Below are 17,888 nucleotides of genomic sequence, written 5' to 3'. Positions count from 1 at the left end.
GAATAATAGGAATAATCATGCATATCAATGTATTTCGCTTAAGAATGTATGCGCGTTCTTAATGATGAAATACTGTAAATATATACCTGAAAGTTAATTACCTGAGTATAATTAATTTTCTTGAAGTGTGCCTTAACCTCATGTCTTTATTAAAGATATGAGGTTTTTCTATTATAAGAGGTGAAACGATGTCTGAACGAATCATTTTAGATGAAGCCGCGATACAGCGTACAATCACTCGAATTGCACATGAGATTTTGGAATATAACAAAGGCACTGACAATTTAGTACTTTTAGGAATAAAGACACGAGGTGCATTTTTAGCGAATCGTATACAAGAAAAGATTCATTCTATTGAGCAGTGCAATGTACCAACCGGCACAATTGATATTACACATTTCCGTGATGATATTGATAATGTCACCCAGCAATCAGACATCAAAGCATTTGATATCGATGTTGACATTACTGATAAAGTGGTGATTATCGTTGACGATGTTTTATATACTGGTCGTACAGTAAGAGCTTCATTAGACGCTATATTGCTACACTCACGACCTGTTAAAATTGGACTTGCAACACTTGTTGATAGAGGCCATCGTGAACTTCCTATCCGAGCAGACTTTGTAGGAAAAAATATACCAACTGCGCGTGATGAATCCGTTTCAGTTTATTTAAATGAAATTGATCATCAGAACGCAGTCATAATAAAATAATATCCCTTTTAAAGCAGTACGAGAGACTGAAAAAGGTGGAGTAAACAAATTAAGCCATAGACGAACGATAAAGCGATGATGTAAATCTTTAAGATTTATCATACCTTTACCATTGTTTAATGTAATACTTCGTTAGAAATGTAATCTTTGAGGTGTAAAACCTTATTCGACTACATTTCAATTAGTCTCTTTGCATTCGCTGATGTAAAGAGATTTTTTTATGAAAGGAAATGAATGACATGGAAAATGAACAAATGTTTGAGCGCACTGTGAAGCCAGTGCTTGATGTTAGAGACAAACCTAAACCAGCACAATGGGCATTCTTAAGTTTGCAACATTTATTTGCAATGTTTGGCTCAACCGTCCTTGTACCATTTTTGACACATTTACCAATATCAGCAGCATTACTTGCTTCAGGTATTGGAACACTTATTTACATATTAATCACAAAGGCTAAAATACCTGCTTATTTAGGTTCAAGTTTCGCCTTTATCACACCGATTATTACTGGTCTAAGTACCCATAGCTTAGGAGACATGTTAGTGGCTCTGTTTATGAGCGGGTTGATGTACGTCATTATAGGTTTACTTATTAGATTAAGTGGAACTGGTTGGCTAATGCATTTACTACCACCAGTTGTAGTAGGACCAGTTATTATGGTTATCGGATTAAGTTTGGCACCTACAGCCGTCAATATGGCTATGTATGAGAATTCTTCAGATATGAAAGGTTATAACTTAAGTTATTTACTCGTAGCTCTAATTACACTCATAGTCACAATCGTAGTACAAGGTTTCTTTAAAGGATTTTTATCACTGATACCTGTATTAATTGGTATTGTAGTTGGTTATATTGTTTCTATTTTCATGGGCTTAGTAAAATTTGGACCTATTGCCCACGCCAAATGGTTAGATTTTCCACACATATATTTACCATTTAAAGATTACACACCATCATTCCATTTAGGATTAGTATTAGTCATGATACCCGTTGTGTTCGTCACAGTAAGTGAACACATCGGCCATCAAATGGTTATCAATAAAATTGTAGGCCGTAATTTCTTTAAAGATCCAGGTTTGGATAAATCAATTATTGGAGATGGGGTATCTACAATGTTTGCGAGTATTATCGGTGGGCCTCCAAGTACAACCTATGGTGAAAATATAGGCGTACTAGCGATTACTAAAATATATAGTATTTACGTCATTGGTGGAGCAGCAGTGATCGCTATCATTCTAGCTTTCATAGGTAAATTTACTGCGTTAATTTCATCGATACCTACTCCTGTCATGGGCGGTGTTTCGATACTATTATTTGGTATTATTGCTGCTAGTGGATTGCGTATGATAGTTGAAAGCAATGTAGATTTTTCAAGTAACCGTAACTTAGTCATTGCATCAGTAATACTTGTAGTAGGTATTGGTAATTTACTTATCAATTTAAAAGGTATTGGAATTAATTTACAAATTGAAGGTATGGCATTATCCGCACTTTCTGGAATTATTTTAAATTTAATTTTGCCAAAAGATAAAAAAGAAGAAAATTAAGATTTAATCCATTAGGAGGGCGCTATATGAAAAATTTATTATCTATGGAACATCTATCAACGGATGAAATATATGATTTAGTTACAACTGCAAGCCAGTATAAATCAGGTGAAAGAGCTTTACCGCAGTTTAATGATACGTATGTAACGAACTTATTCTTTGAAAATTCAACAAGAACAAAGTGTAGTTTTGAAGTAGCTGAACTCAAATTAGGATTAAAACAAGTGAGTTTTGAAACGAGTACCTCTTCAGTTAAAAAAGGCGAGTCGTTATACGATACTTGTAAAACATTAGAAAGTATTGGAGTTAATTTATTAGTCATTCGTCACTCTCAAAATGCTTATTACGAGGAATTAGAAAACATTAATATACCTATAGCAAACGCAGGAGATGGAAGTGGTCAACATCCTACGCAAAGTTTGCTAGATATAATGACTATTTACGAAGAGTATGGGTCATTTGATGGGTTGAATGTGTTAATTTGCGGCGATATTAAAAACTCTCGAGTAGCTAGAAGTAATTATCATAGTTTAAGAGCATTAGGTGCAAATGTCATGTTCTCTAGTCCTGAAGAATGGGTAGATGAGACATTAGAGGCGCCATACGTTAATATAGATGATGTGATTGATCAAGTCGATATTGTGATGTTGTTAAGAGTTCAACACGAAAGACACGGCATTGCTGGTGAAGCTAATTTTGCGGCAGAGGAATATCATCAACAATATGGGTTAACTCAGTCAAGATATGATAAATTAAAAGATGAAGCCATTGTCATGCATCCTGCTCCAGTCAATCGAGGAGTCGAAATTAAAAGTGATTTAGTAGAAGCACCCAAATCACGTATTTTCAAACAAATGGAAAATGGGATGTATTTAAGAATGGCAGTTATCAGCGCGCTTTTAAAATAGGAAGGGGTTATTTTAAAATGAAATTAATCAAAAATGGAAAGATCTTAAGAAACGGAATTTTAAAAGATACTGAGATTTTAATTGATGGTAAACGTATTAAAACAATTAGTAGTAAAATCAATTCTTCATCTCCTAATATTGAAGTTATCGATGCTAAAGGAAATTTAATCGCACCAGGATTTGTTGACGTTCACGTGCATTTACGTGAGCCAGGTGGGGAACATAAAGAAACAATTGAAACTGGTACGAAAGCAGCTGCAAGAGGGGGATTCACTACTGTATGCCCAATGCCTAATACAAGACCAGTTCCAGATTCAGTTGAACATGTTAGAGAATTAAGACAAAGAATTTCAGAAACAGCTAAAGTACGTGTGTTACCTTATGCATCTATTACTAAAAGACAAGCTGGAAAAGAACTTGTTGATTTCAAAGAGTTAGCACTAGAAGGGGTATTCGCATTTACAGATGACGGTGTAGGTGTTCAACAAGCTAGTATGATGTATGCGGCTATGAAACAAGCAGCACGCGTTAAGAAACCAATCGTAGCACATTGCGAAGATAATAGCTTGATTTATGGTGGCGCAATGCATAAAGGTAAACGTAGTGAAGAACTTGGTATTCCAGGTATACCAAACATTGCTGAATCAGTGCAGATCGCTAGAGATGTCTTATTAGCTGAAGCTACAGGATGTCATTATCATGTATGTCACGTTTCTACTAAAGAAAGTGTACGTGTGATTAGAGATGCTAAGAAAGCTGGCATTCACGTCACTGCAGAAGTAACTCCACATCACTTACTTTTAACTGAAAATGATGTACCAGGCGATGATGCAAACTATAAAATGAACCCACCATTAAGAAGTAAAGAAGATAGAGAAGCATTATTAGAAGGTTTATTAGATGGAACGATTGATTGTATAGCAACTGACCATGCGCCACATGCAAAAGAAGAAAAAGATCAACCAATGACTCAAGCACCGTTTGGTATCGTGGGTAGTGAGACAGCTTTCCCATTATTATACACTCACTTTGTAAGAAGAGGTAATTGGTCACTTCAACAGTTAGTGGATTATTTCACTATTAAACCTGCAACAATCTTTAATTTAAACTATGGTAAATTGCATAAAGATAGTTATGCTGATTTAACAATTATAGATTTAAATAATGATAAAGAAATCAGAAGTGAAGACTTCTTATCTAAAGCGGATAATACACCATTTATCGGTGAAAAAGTTTATGGTAATCCGATTTTAACAATGGTTAAAGGCGAAGTAGTATTTGAGGAGGAAAAATAGATGCTTGAAAAACGTTATCTTGTACTGGAAGATGGCTCTTATTATGAAGGATATCGCTTAGGTTCAGATGACCTTTCAATAGGCGAAATCGTATTTAATACTGCAATGACGGGGTATCAGGAAACTATTTCTGACCCCTCATATACAGGTCAAATCATTACATTTACTTACCCATTAATTGGGAATTATGGTATTAACCGTGATGACTTTGAATCATTGACACCGACATTGAATGGTGTAGTAGTGAAAGAGGCAAGCACACATCCTAGTAACTTTAGACACCAAAAAACATTACATGAAGTACTTGTTCAATATCATATTCCAGGTATTTCTGGCGTGGATACAAGAAGTATCACACGTAAGATTCGCCAACACGGTGTATTGAGAGCTGGATTTACAGATAATAAAGATGACATTCAAGCGCTTGTAGAACATTTAAAAACTGCTGAATTACCAAGAGATGAAGTTCAAACAGTCTCTACTAAAACACCATACGTATCAACAGGTTCAGATTTAAGTGTGGTTTTAATCGACTTTGGTAAGAAACAAAACATTGTTCGTGAACTAAATACACGTGGTTGTAATGTAACAGTTGTACCATACAATACAACAGCAGAAGAAATTTTAGGCATGTCACCAGATGGAGTGATGTTATCTAACGGTCCTGGAGACCCAGATGAAGTTGAAGTTGCTATCGAAATGATCAAAGGTATCTTAGGTAAAATACCATTCTTCGGAATATGCTTAGGACATCAACTTTTTGCTTTATCACAAGGTGCCACTTCTTTCAAAATGAAGTTCGGTCATCGTGGTGCTAATCATCCTGTTAAGGATTTAAGAACAGGTAAAGTAGATATCACCAGTCAAAATCATGGCTATGCTATAGATCGTGATTCACTTGAAAATACTGATTTAGAGGTGACACATATTGCGCTTAATGATGGGACAGTGGAAGGTTTGAGACATAAACAATTACCTGCTTTCTCAGTACAATATCATCCTGAAGCAAGACCGGGCCCAAGCGATTCAAACTATTTATTCGATGAGTTTATAACGATGATGAATGAGTTCAAAGAAAAGGAGCGTCATTTTAATGCCTAAACGCGACGATATTCAAACAATTTTAGTAGTAGGTTCAGGACCAATTATTATAGGTCAGGCTGCAGAATTTGATTATGCAGGTACGCAAGCATGTCTGGCTCTTAAAGAAGAGGGATATAGAGTCATCTTAGTTAACTCTAACCCTGCGACAATAATGACTGATAAAGAAATTGCTGATAAAGTCTATATTGAGCCGCTAACTCATGATTTTATTGCTCGTATTATTCGTAAAGAGCAACCAGATGCATTGTTACCTACTCTAGGTGGACAAACTGGTTTAAATATGGCAATTCAACTCCACGATAGTGGCGTACTTGCTGCGAATAATGTGAAACTTTTAGGAACTGAGCTTGAATCTATTCAACAAGCTGAAGACCGAGAAATGTTTAGAACATTAATGAATGATTTAAATGTCCCTGTACCTGAAAGTGACATTGTTAATACTGTAGAACAAGCCTTTGAATTTAAAGAACAAGTGGGTTATCCACTCATCGTTAGACCAGCCTTCACTATGGGCGGTACTGGTGGTGGAATCTGCTACAACGATGACGATTTAAAAGAAGTTGTAAGTAATGGATTACATTATAGTCCAGCTACACAGTGTTTAATCGAAAAATCAATAGCAGGTTATAAAGAAATTGAATACGAAGTCATGCGTGATAAAAATGATAATGCCATTGTTGTTTGTAACATGGAAAATATCGATCCAGTTGGTATACATACAGGGGATTCCATTGTCGTAGCTCCAAGTCAAACGTTGTCAGATGTTGAATACCAAATGTTACGTGATGTGTCATTAAAAGTAATTAGAGCATTAGGTATTGAAGGTGGCTGTAATGTACAACTAGCTCTAGATCCACATTCTCTCAATTATTACATTATTGAAGTGAATCCTCGAGTGTCTCGTTCATCAGCTTTAGCTTCTAAAGCTACAGGTTATCCAATAGCTAAATTAGCAGCGAAAATTGCAGTAGGTTTAACTTTAGATGAAATGTTAAATCCTATTACTGGAACATCTTATGCAGCTTTTGAACCAACATTGGACTATGTTATTTCTAAAATTCCTCGTTTCCCATTCGATAAATTTGAAAAAGGTGAACGTGAACTAGGTACACAAATGAAAGCAACTGGAGAAGTCATGGCAATTGGACGTACTTATGAAGAATCATTACTTAAAGCGATTCGTTCACTTGAGTATGGTGTGCATCACTTAGGTTTACCAAATGGTGAGAGCTTTGATTTAGACTACATTAAAGAACGAATTGGTCACCAAGATGATGAACGACTATTCTTTATTGGAGAAGCTATTCGCCGAGGTACAACTTTAGAAGAAATCCATAAAATGACGAAAATTGATTATTTCTTCCTAAATAAATTCCAAAACATCATCAACATTGAACACGAATTAAAAGAACATCAAGGTGATTTGGAATATCTTAAATATGCTAAAGATTATGGCTTTAGCGATAAAGTAATCGCTCATCGTTGGGATATGAATGAAGACGATGTCTACCAATTACGAGTGAAAAATGATATTAAACCTGTATATAAAATGGTTGATACATGTGCAGCAGAATTTGAATCGACAACGCCTTATTATTATGGAACGTATGAATCTGAAAATGAATCTGTTGTAACGGATAAAGAGAAAATTCTCGTATTAGGTTCAGGTCCTATTCGCATTGGTCAAGGTGTAGAATTCGATTATGCTACTGTACATGCTGTATGGGCAATTCAAGATGCAGGCTACGAAGCTATTATTGTAAACAATAATCCTGAAACTGTATCTACTGACTTCTCAATATCAGATAAATTATACTTTGAACCATTAACTGAAGAAGATGTAATGAATATCATCAATTTAGAACAACCTAAAGGTGTTGTTGTTCAATTTGGTGGACAAACTGCCATCAATTTAGCTGACAAACTTGCTAAACATGGTGTTCAAATCATGGGAACTTCTTTAGAAGATCTAAATCGCGCTGAAGATAGAAAAGAATTTGAGGCGTTACTACGTCAGATTGAAGTGCCACAACCTCAAGGTAAAACATCTACATCTCCTAAAGAGGCACTCGAAAATGCGCGTGAAATTGGTTATCCAGTTGTTGTTCGACCATCTTACGTATTAGGTGGCCGTGCTATGGAAATTGTAGATAATGACCAAGAATTAGAAAACTATATGACACAAGCAGTTAAAGCAAGCCCAGAACATCCAGTACTTGTTGACCGTTATTTAACAGGTAAAGAAATCGAAGTAGATGCTATCTGTGACGGAGATACAGTGATTATTCCTGGTATTATGGAACATATTGAACGTGCTGGTGTGCATAGTGGTGACTCAATTGCTGTATATCCACCACAAACGTTAACTAAAGAAGAGATTGATACGCTCGAAGATTATACAATTAAATTAGCTAAAGGATTAAATATTATTGGCTTAATCAACATACAATTTGTCATCGCTCATGATGGTGTTTATGTGTTAGAAGTTAATCCACGTTCAAGTCGAACGGTTCCATTCTTGAGTAAAATTACTGACATTCAAATGGCACAACTTGCTATGCGTTCTATTATGGGACATAAATTAGCTGATTTAGGTTATCATCAAGGAATTCAACCATACTCTGAGGGCGTCTTCGTTAAAGCTCCTGTATTTAGCTTTAATAAATTGAAGAACGTAGACATTACGCTTGGACCTGAAATGAAGTCAACTGGAGAAGTTATGGGTAAAGATCTTACTCTTGAAAAGGCGCTTTACAAAGGACTTACAGGTAGCGGTGTAGAAGTAAAAGATCACGGAACAGTATTAATGACAGTAAGTGATAAAGATAAAGATGAAATCGTGAAAATAGCACATCGCTTAAATGAAGTTGGCTATAAAATTTTAGCAACAAAAGGTACAGCTGAAAAACTTGAAGACAATCAAATACCTGTTGAAGTTGTAGGTAAAATCGGTGGCGAAGATGATTTACTTACTCGTATTCAAAATGGTGAAGTACAAATCGTTATTAATACGATGACGAAAGGTAAAGAGGTTGAACGTGATGGATTCCAAATCCGCCGTACAACTGTTGAAAATGGTGTACCATGTCTGACATCACTTGATACTGCAAGTGCATTGACTAACGTAATTGAAAGTATGACTTTCACGATGAGAAATATGTAATACAAAGAATGAATGATTGAAGGAGTATTTAAATGAGAAATTTACCAATCATTGCATTAGATTTTAAATCTGCAGAAGAAGTGAATACCTTCTTAGACCAATTTAATGAACCATTGTGTGTCAAGGTTGGTATGGAATTGTTTTACCAAACAGGTCCTGGACTTATTCAATCTCTAAAAAAGAGAGGCCATGATATCTTTTTAGATTTAAAATTGCATGATATCCCTAATACTGTAAGTAAAGCTATGGAAGGATTAGCGCGATTAGATGTAGATTTAGTTAACGTTCACGCAGCTGGCGGTGTGAAAATGATGGAAGAGGCTAAAAAAGGTTTAAGTAAAATTAATCCAAATACTAAAATCATTGCAGTAACGCAACTTACCTCTACTACTGAACAACAGTTGCATGAAGAGCAAAATATTCATACGACTATTGATGAAGCGGTACTGAATTATGCTCGCCTTGCTCATAAATCTGGTTTAGACGGAGTGGTGTGCTCACCACTTGAAGCTGAGTTAATTTCTCAAGAATTAGGTCCTGAATTTATGAAAGTCACTCCCGGAATTAGACCTAAGGGCGCGGCTCAAAATGATCAACAGCGTATTACTACTCCCGAAGAAGCGCAAACTTTAGGATCTACACATATAGTAGTAGGGAGACCTATAACACAAAGTGATCGTCCTGTAGAGAGCTATCAAAATATCAAAGAAAGTTGGTTAGGTTAATGGCTAAAGAAATTGCAAAAGCTTTATTAGATATTGAGGCAGTCTCCTTGTCTCCGAATGATTTATATACTTGGAGTTCTGGGATTAAATCTCCAATCTATTGTGATAATCGTGTCACTCTAGGTTACCCGTTAGTGCGTAATGCTATTAGAGATGGTTTAGCACGCTTAATAGATGAACATTTTTCAGAGGTAGAAATTGTGTCTGGTACTGCAACTGCAGGTATTCCTCATGCTGCTTATATTTCTGAAAAGATGGAACTACCAATGAACTATGTTCGTTCTAAAAGTAAAAGCCATGGTAAACAGAATCAAATTGAAGGCGCTAAAAGCGAAGGTAAAAAAGTTGTAGTTGTTGAAGATTTGATCTCTACTGGTGGTTCTTCAGTAACAGCTGTAGAAGCTTTAAAAGAGGCTGGTGCTGATGTACTTGGTGTGGTAGCAATTTTCACGTATGGTCTGAAAAAAGCAGATGATACATTCCACAAAGCAGGAATTCCGTTTTATACTTTAAGTAATTATAATGAATTAATTGAAGTTGCGAGGGAAGAAGGAAAAATTTCTGAAGATGATATTCAGACTTTAGTTGATTGGAGAGACAACTTGTCATAAGATAAGTTTATAAAGGGGGAAAGTGAATGACGCAAAGAGATAAAAATAATCATCTTTATATTACGATGAAGCATTGTAATGATTTTCTAAAAAGACAAGATGATTATAGAACCCCAAAAAACTTAAAAAGTATTGACGAAAGTGTTCGAGATTTCTCAGAATCAGTAAATGATAATGCGTTTACACATTCTGGTGATATATTTAAAAGAGCTAAAGAAAGTTTACGTCATAAAGGTCAATTATAGACGAAAATTAAATATGAAAATTTTAAGAGCCAAAGTACTTGGAATTTCAAGACTTTGGCTCTTTCTCATTAGCGTATAAATACTTTAGTGAGCAACCAACCGATTAGTAAAACAATTAATAATATTAAAATGGGTAAACCGTAGTGAATTAACATCTTCCGTAAACCTCCCTATATATAAAATATTATATTCATATTGTTATGTGAGAATAAGATTAGGGTAAGCGATCTTATAAATCATCAAATAAACGAAGACATAGTTTTTTCATCTGTATCACGATATTCTACAATATAAGAGTTATCATGTTAAAATAATATACGAGATACTTAAATTGGTAAAGTAATTAAATTTTTAAAACTAGGGGAGATATAAAGTGGAAATACCTAAAATAACAACATTTCTTATGTTTAATGACCAAGCTGAAGAAGCAATTAAGTTATATACAAGTTTATTCGAGGATAGTGAAATATTGACGATGGTTAAATATGATGAAGATGGCCCTGGTACTCCAGGATCAGTACAACACTCTATCTTTACTTTAAATGGCCAAGTATTTATGGCAATTGATGCTAATAATGGTGAAGAATTACCTATGAATCCTGCCATGTCATTATATGTCACTGTTAAGGATACTATGGAAATGGAACGTTTATTTAGTGGTTTGAAAAAAGAAGGCGCTATTCTAATGCCTAAAACTGAAATGCCACCTTTTAGAGAATTTGCATGGGTGCAAGACAAGTTTGGCGTGAGTTTCCAACTCGCTTTACCAGAATAAGAATAAAATATATTAAAAACTCCGTACGGTAACTTATCAAGGTTATCGTACGGAGTTTTTTATTAAGATTCTTTCATTTGTTGAATTTTATCATAGTCAGGTGTTGCATATAATGTTTTTTGATTATCATATGTCACAAAGCCAGGTTTTGCACCTGAAGGTTTGTGAACATTTCTAATTTCTGTATAATCCACTGGAATTTGACCAGAATTTCCTGCTTTAGAGAAGTAACCAGCTAACATTGCAGCCTCTTTAATTGTTTCATCACTAGGGCTATCATTTAAGATAACGACATGAGAACCTGGTATATCTTTAGTATGGAACCAAATATGAGATTTTTGTGCTTTTTTATTTGTTAAGTAGTCATTCTGCTTATTATTTTTACCGACTAAGATCGTATCTCCGTCACTTGAGCGATACGTTTGAAGTTGAATTTGCGCATTCTTTTTCTTTTTAGTATTTTTACGCTGTTTCATGAAACCTTGGTCAGCTAATTCGTCACGAATATCATCTATATCGTCAACAGTAATATGTTCTAATTGTTGTTCAATATTTGAAAAGTAATCAATGTTTTCTTTCGTTAATTGTATTTGATGATCTAATTCATGTTCTCGTGTTTTTAGACGATTATACTGCTTATAGTAGTATTGAGCATTTACTGAAGGTGATTTGGTTGGATTGAGCGGAATGGTTACCTCTTCGCCAGTATAATAATTTAGTGCTGTTACCGATTCATCACCTTGTTTAATTCTGTAAATGTTTGCAGTGATTAATTCACCATAAAGTTGTTGAGTTTCTTTATCCTTAGCACTCTCATATTCATCAATTAACTTACTTAATTTATTTTGTTGTTTTTGCAACTGTTGTTGTACAAATCTTACTAAATCATTTGCACGTTGTTTAACACGTTCTCGCTCTCCTCGAGCATCATAATAACGATCAAGTAAATCGTTAAGTGAATCATATTCTACTACATCATCATAAAACTGATTTAATTTCATAAAATAAAAATCTTCCTTGCCTGTCTCATGATTTTTATGAAAAACAGGGGTCGGAGATAATTGAGTTTCAGCCATAACTTCATCGTATGCTTCAGGTAGCGTATCTTGCGTCATAAATTGTCGGCGACTAACTATTTCATTTGTAATAAGTGGGCTAAACCCTTCAAATGAATTTAATAATTGTTTTGAAATTTTACCTGAATTAAAATCAATATATTTTAGAGCCTCTTGTCCAGAAATTTCGTAAGGATTTAACTTATTTTGGCTTGGAGGAGCTTCATATTCAAACCCAGGCATTACCGTACGATATTGGTTAGTATTTGGTGTTAAATGCTTAAATCCTTCAATAATTTTACGATTTTCATCTACAAGAATAAGGTTACTGTGTTTACCCATAATTTCTAATATAATTGTACGATGCAGTGTGTCGCCGATTTCATCTTTACTTTTTATATCAATTTCAACGCGACGGTCATTGCCAATTTGGCGTATATTTTCTATAAAGCCACCTTCTAAATGCTTACGAAAGACACGTGCGAACATAGGTGGATTAAATGGGTTATCATATTTTTTATCAGTAATTTGTAACCTTGAAAAGCTAGGGTGAATTGATAATAGTAATTGATGATTTTTGCGGTTTTGTCGTACTACCATAATAATAGTATCGTTTTCCGGTTGATTGATTTTGTGAATACGGCCTGAAACTAAACTTTGAAGTGATTCAACCATCTTTTTAGTGAATAAGCCATCATATGCCATATTTATCTGCCACCTTAAAAATTTTCATTCATCATATTTTAACATGCGTTGTTTATACGGTCATTGTTTTAGTTTTATAAAATATAAAATGGTGATAATAGAAGTAAAATAATTTAATTGATATGAAGGCATTAAGGCGTACTATTTATCAATATGAGAATTTAAGGATTACATTAACTAAAGTTAATGCATTAAGAGTCACTAAATCGTTTTTAACTATTAAGTGACTCTATACATTCTTTAGTTTGGTATGATATTATATTTAAATAATAGAAGAATAGCTTAGAGAGGTCGTAAGGCATGGATAATGAAAAAGGATTGCTAATTGTTCTTTCAGGTCCTTCTGGTGTTGGCAAAGGAACTGTTAGAAAACAGATTTTTGATGATCCCACTACTTCATATAAGTACTCTATATCAATGACTACTCGTAACATGCGCGAAGGTGAAGTAGATGGTGTAGATTACTTTTTCAAAACGAAAGAGCAGTTTGAAGAGTTAATTAAGGACGATCAATTTATTGAATATGCGGAATATGTAGGCAATTATTATGGTACGCCAGTTCAATATGTTAAAGATACTATGGATCAAGGTTACGATGTTTTCTTGGAAATAGAAGTTGAAGGCGCAAAACAAGTAAGAAAAAAATTTCCTGATGCATTGTTTATCTTCCTTGCGCCACCAAGTCTTGACGACTTAAGAGAGCGCTTAGTTGGCAGAGGCACTGAATCAGATGAGAAAATTCAAAGTCGTGTTAACGAAGCACGTAAAGAAGTTGAAATGATGAATCTATATGACTATGTAGTCGTAAATGATGAAGTTGAACTTGCTAAAAATCGAATTCAGTCTATAGTAGAAGCTGAACATTTAAAAAGAGAGCGCATCGAAGCTAAATATAGAAAAATGTTATTGGAGGCAAAAAAATAATGTTAAATCCACCGTTAAACCAACTTACTGCAAAAATTAATTCTAAATATCTTATCGCAACTACTGCCGCGAAAAGAGCGCGCGAGTTAGACGAAAAACATGAAACAGCACTTATTGAAAATTATCATTCAGCTAAACCAGTTGGTAGAGCATTAGAAGAAATTGCTGATGGTAAAATTGAACCAGTCATTCCTGAAGAATTCTTAGGTTAAAATTTTACTTTAATCTATAATTTTGACACACCTTATTAAGGACACATATTAGAGACGTGTGATCCGTAATAAATTAAGGTGTGTTTTTTTAATTATTAAACTTATTTGTGTATAATAAAATTAAATTTGAAGAACAGGTATCATGCTCTACTTAAGCATAGAACTTAAACATTTTAACCTTTTAAATGAATATTTTAAGTAAAGTATCAAGGAGATTATATAATGAAACACATTTTATTAGCTGTAACTGGTGGCATTGCAGCATATAAAGCGATAGATTTAACGAGTAAGCTAACACAAGCGGGTTATGAAGTGAGGGTAATGCTTTCTAACCATGCACAAGAGTTTGTTACACCACTTTCATTTCAAGCAATTAGCAGAAATCCAGTTTATACCAATACTTTTAAAGAAGAAACACCAGAAGAAATTCAACACGTGTCATTAGGTGACTGGGCTGATGCAATTATTATAGCGCCAGCTACAGCTAATACAATTGCGAAGTTAAGTGTTGGCATCGCTGACGACATTATTACATCAACGTTACTTGCTACTGAAACACCGAAGTTTGTTGCACCAGCAATGAATGTGCACATGTATGAGAATCCTCGTACTCAACATAATATTGAAGTTCTCAGAGGAGATGGCTATCAATTCATTGAACCAGGAGATGGCTATTTAGCTTGTGGTTATGTAGCGAAAGGCCGAATGGAAGAACCATTGCAAATTGTGTCCGTGATTAACCAATTTTTCAACAATGATAAAGTTTCGTCTGATAGTTCATTTTCAGGAAAGAGAGCTTTAGTAACTGCAGGCCCTACGGTTGAAGTGATTGATCCGGTGAGATATGTCACAAATCGTTCTTCAGGTAAAATGGGTTTTGCATTAGCTGAGGCTCTTAGAGATAAAGGAGCTGAAGTGACACTCATTACTGGCCCTACTCAGTTAACTGATCCTACGGGTATAAACGTGATACATGTTCAAAGTGCAGAGGATATGTTTAATGCCGTAAAAGAAAGATATGATGCACAAGATATTGTTTTTAAAGCGGCGGCTGTTTCAGACTATACACCTTCAGAAGTGCTTGAACATAAGATGAAGAAACGTGAAGGGGATTTATCTGTTACCTTCAAGCGTACTACTGATATCTTAAAGTATTTAGGTGATAATAAAAAGCATCAATACTTAGTAGGCTTCGCTGCAGAAACTCAAAATATTGAAGCATATGCGCAAGATAAATTAGCGCGTAAGAATGCTGATGTCATTATCTCGAATAATGTAGGTGACCAATCTATAGGATTTAGTTCTGATGATAATGAATTGATGATGCATTTTAAGAATAAAGATGTGGTTAGTATTAAGAAGGGTAAAAAAGTAGAATTAGCTAAACAAATTTTAGATGAATTAGAAACTAGGTGGCAATGATGATTGCAAAAGTAATTGTTGATATACCATCCAAGAGTGTTGATTTTAAATTTGATTATATTGTGCCAACTCATTTAGAAAGTGTAGTTCAGGTTGGTGTGCGTGTAATTGTTCCATTTGGGCCTCGTACTATTCAAGGTTACGTGATGGATATTCAAGATAAGCCAGATGAAGATGTTAACATCTCCAAGCTTAAAGCTATTAAAGAAGTTCAAGATATTCAACCAGAGCTAACTCCAGAGCTTGTTCAATTAAGCGAGTGGATGAGTCATTATCATGTCACCAAACGTATATCTGTACTTGAAGCAATGTTGCCAAGTGCAATAAAAGCAAAATATAATAAAGCTTTTGAAATAATTAAGGGAAATGATTTATCTGAAAAAATTTTGAAGAAATTTAATAAAGATGGTCATTATTTTTACAAAGACGCGCAACATAATAATGATTTAGACGACATGCTTTCTCTAATGAAAGAGGGATTGGTACAAGAAGTCACTTTATTGTCTCAAAATATTAAGAAGAAAACACAAAGAGCAATTGCTATAAAAGAAGAATTCAATGGTGATGATGTTCTAGCTCGACTTGAAAAGTATGCGAAACAATATGATTTATACGCTTTCTTATTAGAAGAATCGCATCGTACCATATTTTTAAAAGAGATAGAAGATATTGGGTTCTCTAAGTCTAGCTTAGATTCTCTAATTAAAAAGGGCTACGTTGAAAAATATGATGCTGAGGTTAACCGTGATCCATTTGCGAATCGTATATTTGAACAAGAAGAAAAACGTCAACTTACCACTGATCAACAACAAGCTTATGAAGCTGTTAAAAATAAAATTGATCATGATGAATCTAGAACATTTTTACTACATGGTGTAACAGGTTCAGGTAAAACTGAAGTTTACCTACAAACCATAGAAGCAGTTTTAAACAAAGGTAAAGAGGCGATGATGCTTGTACCAGAAATTGCACTTACGCCTCAAATGGTTTTACGATTTAAACGTCGTTTTGGAGATGATGTTGCTGTACTTCACTCAGGATTATCTAATGGTGAACGTTATGATGAATGGCAAAAAATCCGTGACGGTCGTGCACGTGTAAGTGTTGGTGCACGTTCGAGTGTGTTTGCACCTTTTAAAAATTTAGGAATTATTATTATTGATGAAGAACATGAATCTACATATAAACAAGAAGATTATCCAAGATATCATGCGAGAGATATTGCACAGTGGCGTAGTCAATATCATCATTGCCCTGTCATACTCGGAAGTGCGACACCAAGTTTAGAAACATATGCAAGAGCGGAGAAAGATGTTTACGAATTATTATCATTACCAAATAGAGTGAATCAACAAGGACTACCTCATATTGATATTGTAGACATGCGTGAAGAATTAAGCGAAGGGAATCGTTCTATGTTCTCCAATGCGCTTAAAGAAGCTATACAACAACGCTTAAATAAAAAAGAACAAATCGTACTTTTCTTAAATAGAAGAGGATATGCTTCATTTATGTTATGTAGAGATTGTGGGTACGTTCCGCAATGCCCTAACTGTGATATTTCATTGACATATCACAAAACGAGTGATCAACTAAAATGTCATTATTGTGGTTATCAAGAAACACCACCTAATTTATGCCCAAATTGTGAAAGTGATCATATTAGACAAGTAGGTACAGGAACACAACGTGTAGAGGAATTATTATATAAAGAATTTCCAGAATCAAGAATTATACGAATGGATGTAGATACAACTTCTAAGAAAGGTGCACATGAAAGATTATTAAATGACTTTGAAGCGGGTAAAGGGGATATCCTCTTAGGTACACAAATGATTGCAAAAGGTTTAGATTACCCTAATATCACATTAGTCGGAGTGTTGAATGCAGACACCATGCTTAATTTGCCTGATTTTCGGGCAAGTGAACGAACGTATCAATTATTGACTCAAGTTTCCGGTCGTGCTGGGCGCCATGAAAAAGAGGGTCAGGTCATCATACAAACATATAATCCGGAACATTATGCTATTGAAGATGTGAAACTTAACGATTACCTCACGTTTTATCAAAAAGAAATGAACTTTCGTAAACTAGGGAAATACCCACCTTATTATTTCTTAATCAATTTTACAATTTCTCATAGAGATATGAAAAAAGTGATGGAAGCGTCAAAACACATTCACCAAATATTATTGCAACATTTAACTGAGAAAGCTTTAGTATTAGGGCCATCTCCTGCAGCATTATCTAGAATAAATAATGAATACCGTTTTCAAATATTAGTAAAGTATAAAAGTGAACCACAATTACATCAGGCACTTCAATATTTAGACGATTACTATCATGACCAGTATGTAAAAGAAAAATTAGCACTTAAAATTGATATTAACCCACAAATGATGATGTGATATTAAAAAAGTGTACTAACATGATAAATATAAATGGCAATTTCTGTATTAACTTTACAGAAATTGCCTTTTT

The 17,888-nt window shown here is 34.5% G+C and carries 15 protein-coding genes; 14 read left to right on the top strand and 1 reads right to left on the bottom strand.

All coding sequences use genetic code 11. From position 1 onward, the window contains the following. Window positions 1-188 precede the first annotated feature (188 nt). The 10 genes from pyrR to MHI13_RS13945 all read left to right on the top strand — a co-directional run bounded on the left by pyrR (window position 189) and on the right by MHI13_RS13945 (window position 11,089). Complete coding sequence (pyrR, locus tag MHI13_RS13990) at window positions 189-716, top strand: bifunctional pyr operon transcriptional regulator/uracil phosphoribosyltransferase PyrR (RefSeq protein WP_002435073.1); 528 nt, start codon at window positions 189-191, stop codon at window positions 714-716. 239 nt (window positions 717-955) lie between these two features. Beyond that, window positions 956-2,263, top strand: a complete 1,308-nt coding sequence (locus MHI13_RS13985; RefSeq protein WP_002435254.1) for a uracil-xanthine permease family protein — start codon at window positions 956-958, stop codon at window positions 2,261-2,263. A 26-nt stretch (window positions 2,264-2,289) separates the two neighbouring features. Further along, on the top strand, window positions 2,290-3,171 hold the full coding sequence (locus tag MHI13_RS13980) for an aspartate carbamoyltransferase catalytic subunit (protein WP_002435230.1): 882 nt from the start codon (window positions 2,290-2,292) through the stop codon (window positions 3,169-3,171). A gap of 17 nt (window positions 3,172-3,188) precedes the next feature. Continuing rightward, on the top strand, window positions 3,189-4,466 hold the full coding sequence (locus tag MHI13_RS13975) for a dihydroorotase (protein ID WP_002435237.1): 1,278 nt from the start codon (window positions 3,189-3,191) through the stop codon (window positions 4,464-4,466). Continuing rightward, window positions 4,467-5,567: a carbamoyl phosphate synthase small subunit gene (locus MHI13_RS13970; RefSeq protein ID WP_064210535.1), complete on the top strand. Its 1,101-nt coding sequence runs from the start codon at window positions 4,467-4,469 to the stop codon at window positions 5,565-5,567. Beyond that, window positions 5,560-8,733, top strand: coding sequence for a carbamoyl-phosphate synthase large subunit (carB, locus tag MHI13_RS13965; protein WP_058121861.1), 3,174 nt, complete (start codon window positions 5,560-5,562; stop codon window positions 8,731-8,733). Before MHI13_RS13970 ends, carB begins: the two co-directional genes overlap by 8 nt. Before the next feature lie 32 nt (window positions 8,734-8,765). Then, complete coding sequence (gene pyrF, locus MHI13_RS13960) at window positions 8,766-9,458, top strand: orotidine-5'-phosphate decarboxylase (RefSeq protein ID WP_064210536.1); 693 nt, start codon at window positions 8,766-8,768, stop codon at window positions 9,456-9,458. Then, window positions 9,458-10,069: an orotate phosphoribosyltransferase gene (gene pyrE / locus MHI13_RS13955; RefSeq protein ID WP_030065303.1), complete on the top strand. Its 612-nt coding sequence runs from the start codon at window positions 9,458-9,460 to the stop codon at window positions 10,067-10,069. The genes pyrF and pyrE overlap by 1 nt, the downstream gene beginning before the upstream one ends. A 26-nt stretch (window positions 10,070-10,095) precedes the next feature. Then, window positions 10,096-10,314 carry a hypothetical protein gene (locus tag MHI13_RS13950; protein WP_064210537.1) on the top strand — a complete coding sequence of 73 codons (219 nt, stop codon included), beginning with the start codon at window positions 10,096-10,098 and terminating at the stop codon, window positions 10,312-10,314. Window positions 10,315-10,687: 373 nt separating this feature from the next. Beyond that, window positions 10,688-11,089 carry a VOC family protein gene (locus MHI13_RS13945; protein ID WP_064210538.1) on the top strand — a complete coding sequence of 134 codons (402 nt, stop codon included), beginning with the start codon at window positions 10,688-10,690 and terminating at the stop codon, window positions 11,087-11,089. A 62-nt stretch (window positions 11,090-11,151) separates the two neighbouring features. Here MHI13_RS13945 and MHI13_RS13940 read toward each other — a convergent pair whose 3' ends face one another. Continuing rightward, a complete protein-coding gene (locus tag MHI13_RS13940) occupies window positions 11,152-12,849 on the bottom strand; it encodes an Rqc2 family fibronectin-binding protein (protein ID WP_064210539.1) in 1,698 nt (565 codons plus the stop codon). Between the two features lie 300 nt (window positions 12,850-13,149). On the opposite strand from MHI13_RS13940, the gene gmk reads away from it, so the two are divergent. The 4 genes from gmk to priA all read left to right on the top strand — a co-directional run bounded on the left by gmk (window position 13,150) and on the right by priA (window position 17,815). Next, complete coding sequence (gene gmk, locus MHI13_RS13935) at window positions 13,150-13,773, top strand: guanylate kinase (protein ID WP_002435146.1); 624 nt, start codon at window positions 13,150-13,152, stop codon at window positions 13,771-13,773. After that, window positions 13,773-13,985, top strand: a complete 213-nt coding sequence (gene rpoZ / locus MHI13_RS13930) for a DNA-directed RNA polymerase subunit omega (RefSeq protein ID WP_064210540.1) — start codon at window positions 13,773-13,775, stop codon at window positions 13,983-13,985. Before gmk ends, rpoZ begins: the two co-directional genes overlap by 1 nt. A 222-nt stretch (window positions 13,986-14,207) precedes the next feature. Beyond that, window positions 14,208-15,407, top strand: a complete 1,200-nt coding sequence (gene coaBC / locus MHI13_RS13925; protein WP_064210541.1) for a bifunctional phosphopantothenoylcysteine decarboxylase/phosphopantothenate--cysteine ligase CoaBC — start codon at window positions 14,208-14,210, stop codon at window positions 15,405-15,407. Further along, window positions 15,407-17,815 carry a primosomal protein N' gene (priA, locus tag MHI13_RS13920; protein ID WP_064210542.1) on the top strand — a complete coding sequence of 803 codons (2,409 nt, stop codon included), beginning with the start codon at window positions 15,407-15,409 and terminating at the stop codon, window positions 17,813-17,815. The genes coaBC and priA overlap by 1 nt, the downstream gene beginning before the upstream one ends. Window positions 17,816-17,888: the final 73 nt, after the last annotated feature.

The organism is Staphylococcus sp. FSL K6-0223, from assembly GCF_038008285.1.
This window is presented reverse-complemented; position numbering and strand designations above follow the sequence as displayed.

What these genes read in the sequence shown, in the direction of transcription:
- gmk (WP_002435146.1), top strand. Translation starts at nt 13,150, where the DNA reads ATGGATAATGAAAAAGGATTGCTAATTGTTCTTTCAGGTCCTTCTGGT.
- MHI13_RS13940 (WP_064210539.1), bottom strand. Translation starts at nt 12,849, where the DNA reads ATGGCATATGATGGCTTATTCACTAAAAAGATGGTTGAATCACTTCAA.
- MHI13_RS13980 (WP_002435230.1), top strand. Translation starts at nt 2,290, where the DNA reads ATGAAAAATTTATTATCTATGGAACATCTATCAACGGATGAAATATAT.
- carB (WP_058121861.1), top strand. Translation starts at nt 5,560, where the DNA reads ATGCCTAAACGCGACGATATTCAAACAATTTTAGTAGTAGGTTCAGGA.
- pyrF (WP_064210536.1), top strand. Translation starts at nt 8,766, where the DNA reads ATGAGAAATTTACCAATCATTGCATTAGATTTTAAATCTGCAGAAGAA.
- rpoZ (WP_064210540.1), top strand. Translation starts at nt 13,773, where the DNA reads ATGTTAAATCCACCGTTAAACCAACTTACTGCAAAAATTAATTCTAAA.
- MHI13_RS13975 (WP_002435237.1), top strand. Translation starts at nt 3,189, where the DNA reads ATGAAATTAATCAAAAATGGAAAGATCTTAAGAAACGGAATTTTAAAA.
- MHI13_RS13950 (WP_064210537.1), top strand. Translation starts at nt 10,096, where the DNA reads ATGACGCAAAGAGATAAAAATAATCATCTTTATATTACGATGAAGCAT.
- MHI13_RS13985 (WP_002435254.1), top strand. Translation starts at nt 956, where the DNA reads ATGGAAAATGAACAAATGTTTGAGCGCACTGTGAAGCCAGTGCTTGAT.
- coaBC (WP_064210541.1), top strand. Translation starts at nt 14,208, where the DNA reads ATGAAACACATTTTATTAGCTGTAACTGGTGGCATTGCAGCATATAAA.
- pyrE (WP_030065303.1), top strand. Translation starts at nt 9,458, where the DNA reads ATGGCTAAAGAAATTGCAAAAGCTTTATTAGATATTGAGGCAGTCTCC.
- MHI13_RS13970 (WP_064210535.1), top strand. Translation starts at nt 4,467, where the DNA reads ATGCTTGAAAAACGTTATCTTGTACTGGAAGATGGCTCTTATTATGAA.
- priA (WP_064210542.1), top strand. Translation starts at nt 15,407, where the DNA reads ATGATTGCAAAAGTAATTGTTGATATACCATCCAAGAGTGTTGATTTT.
- pyrR (WP_002435073.1), top strand. Translation starts at nt 189, where the DNA reads ATGTCTGAACGAATCATTTTAGATGAAGCCGCGATACAGCGTACAATC.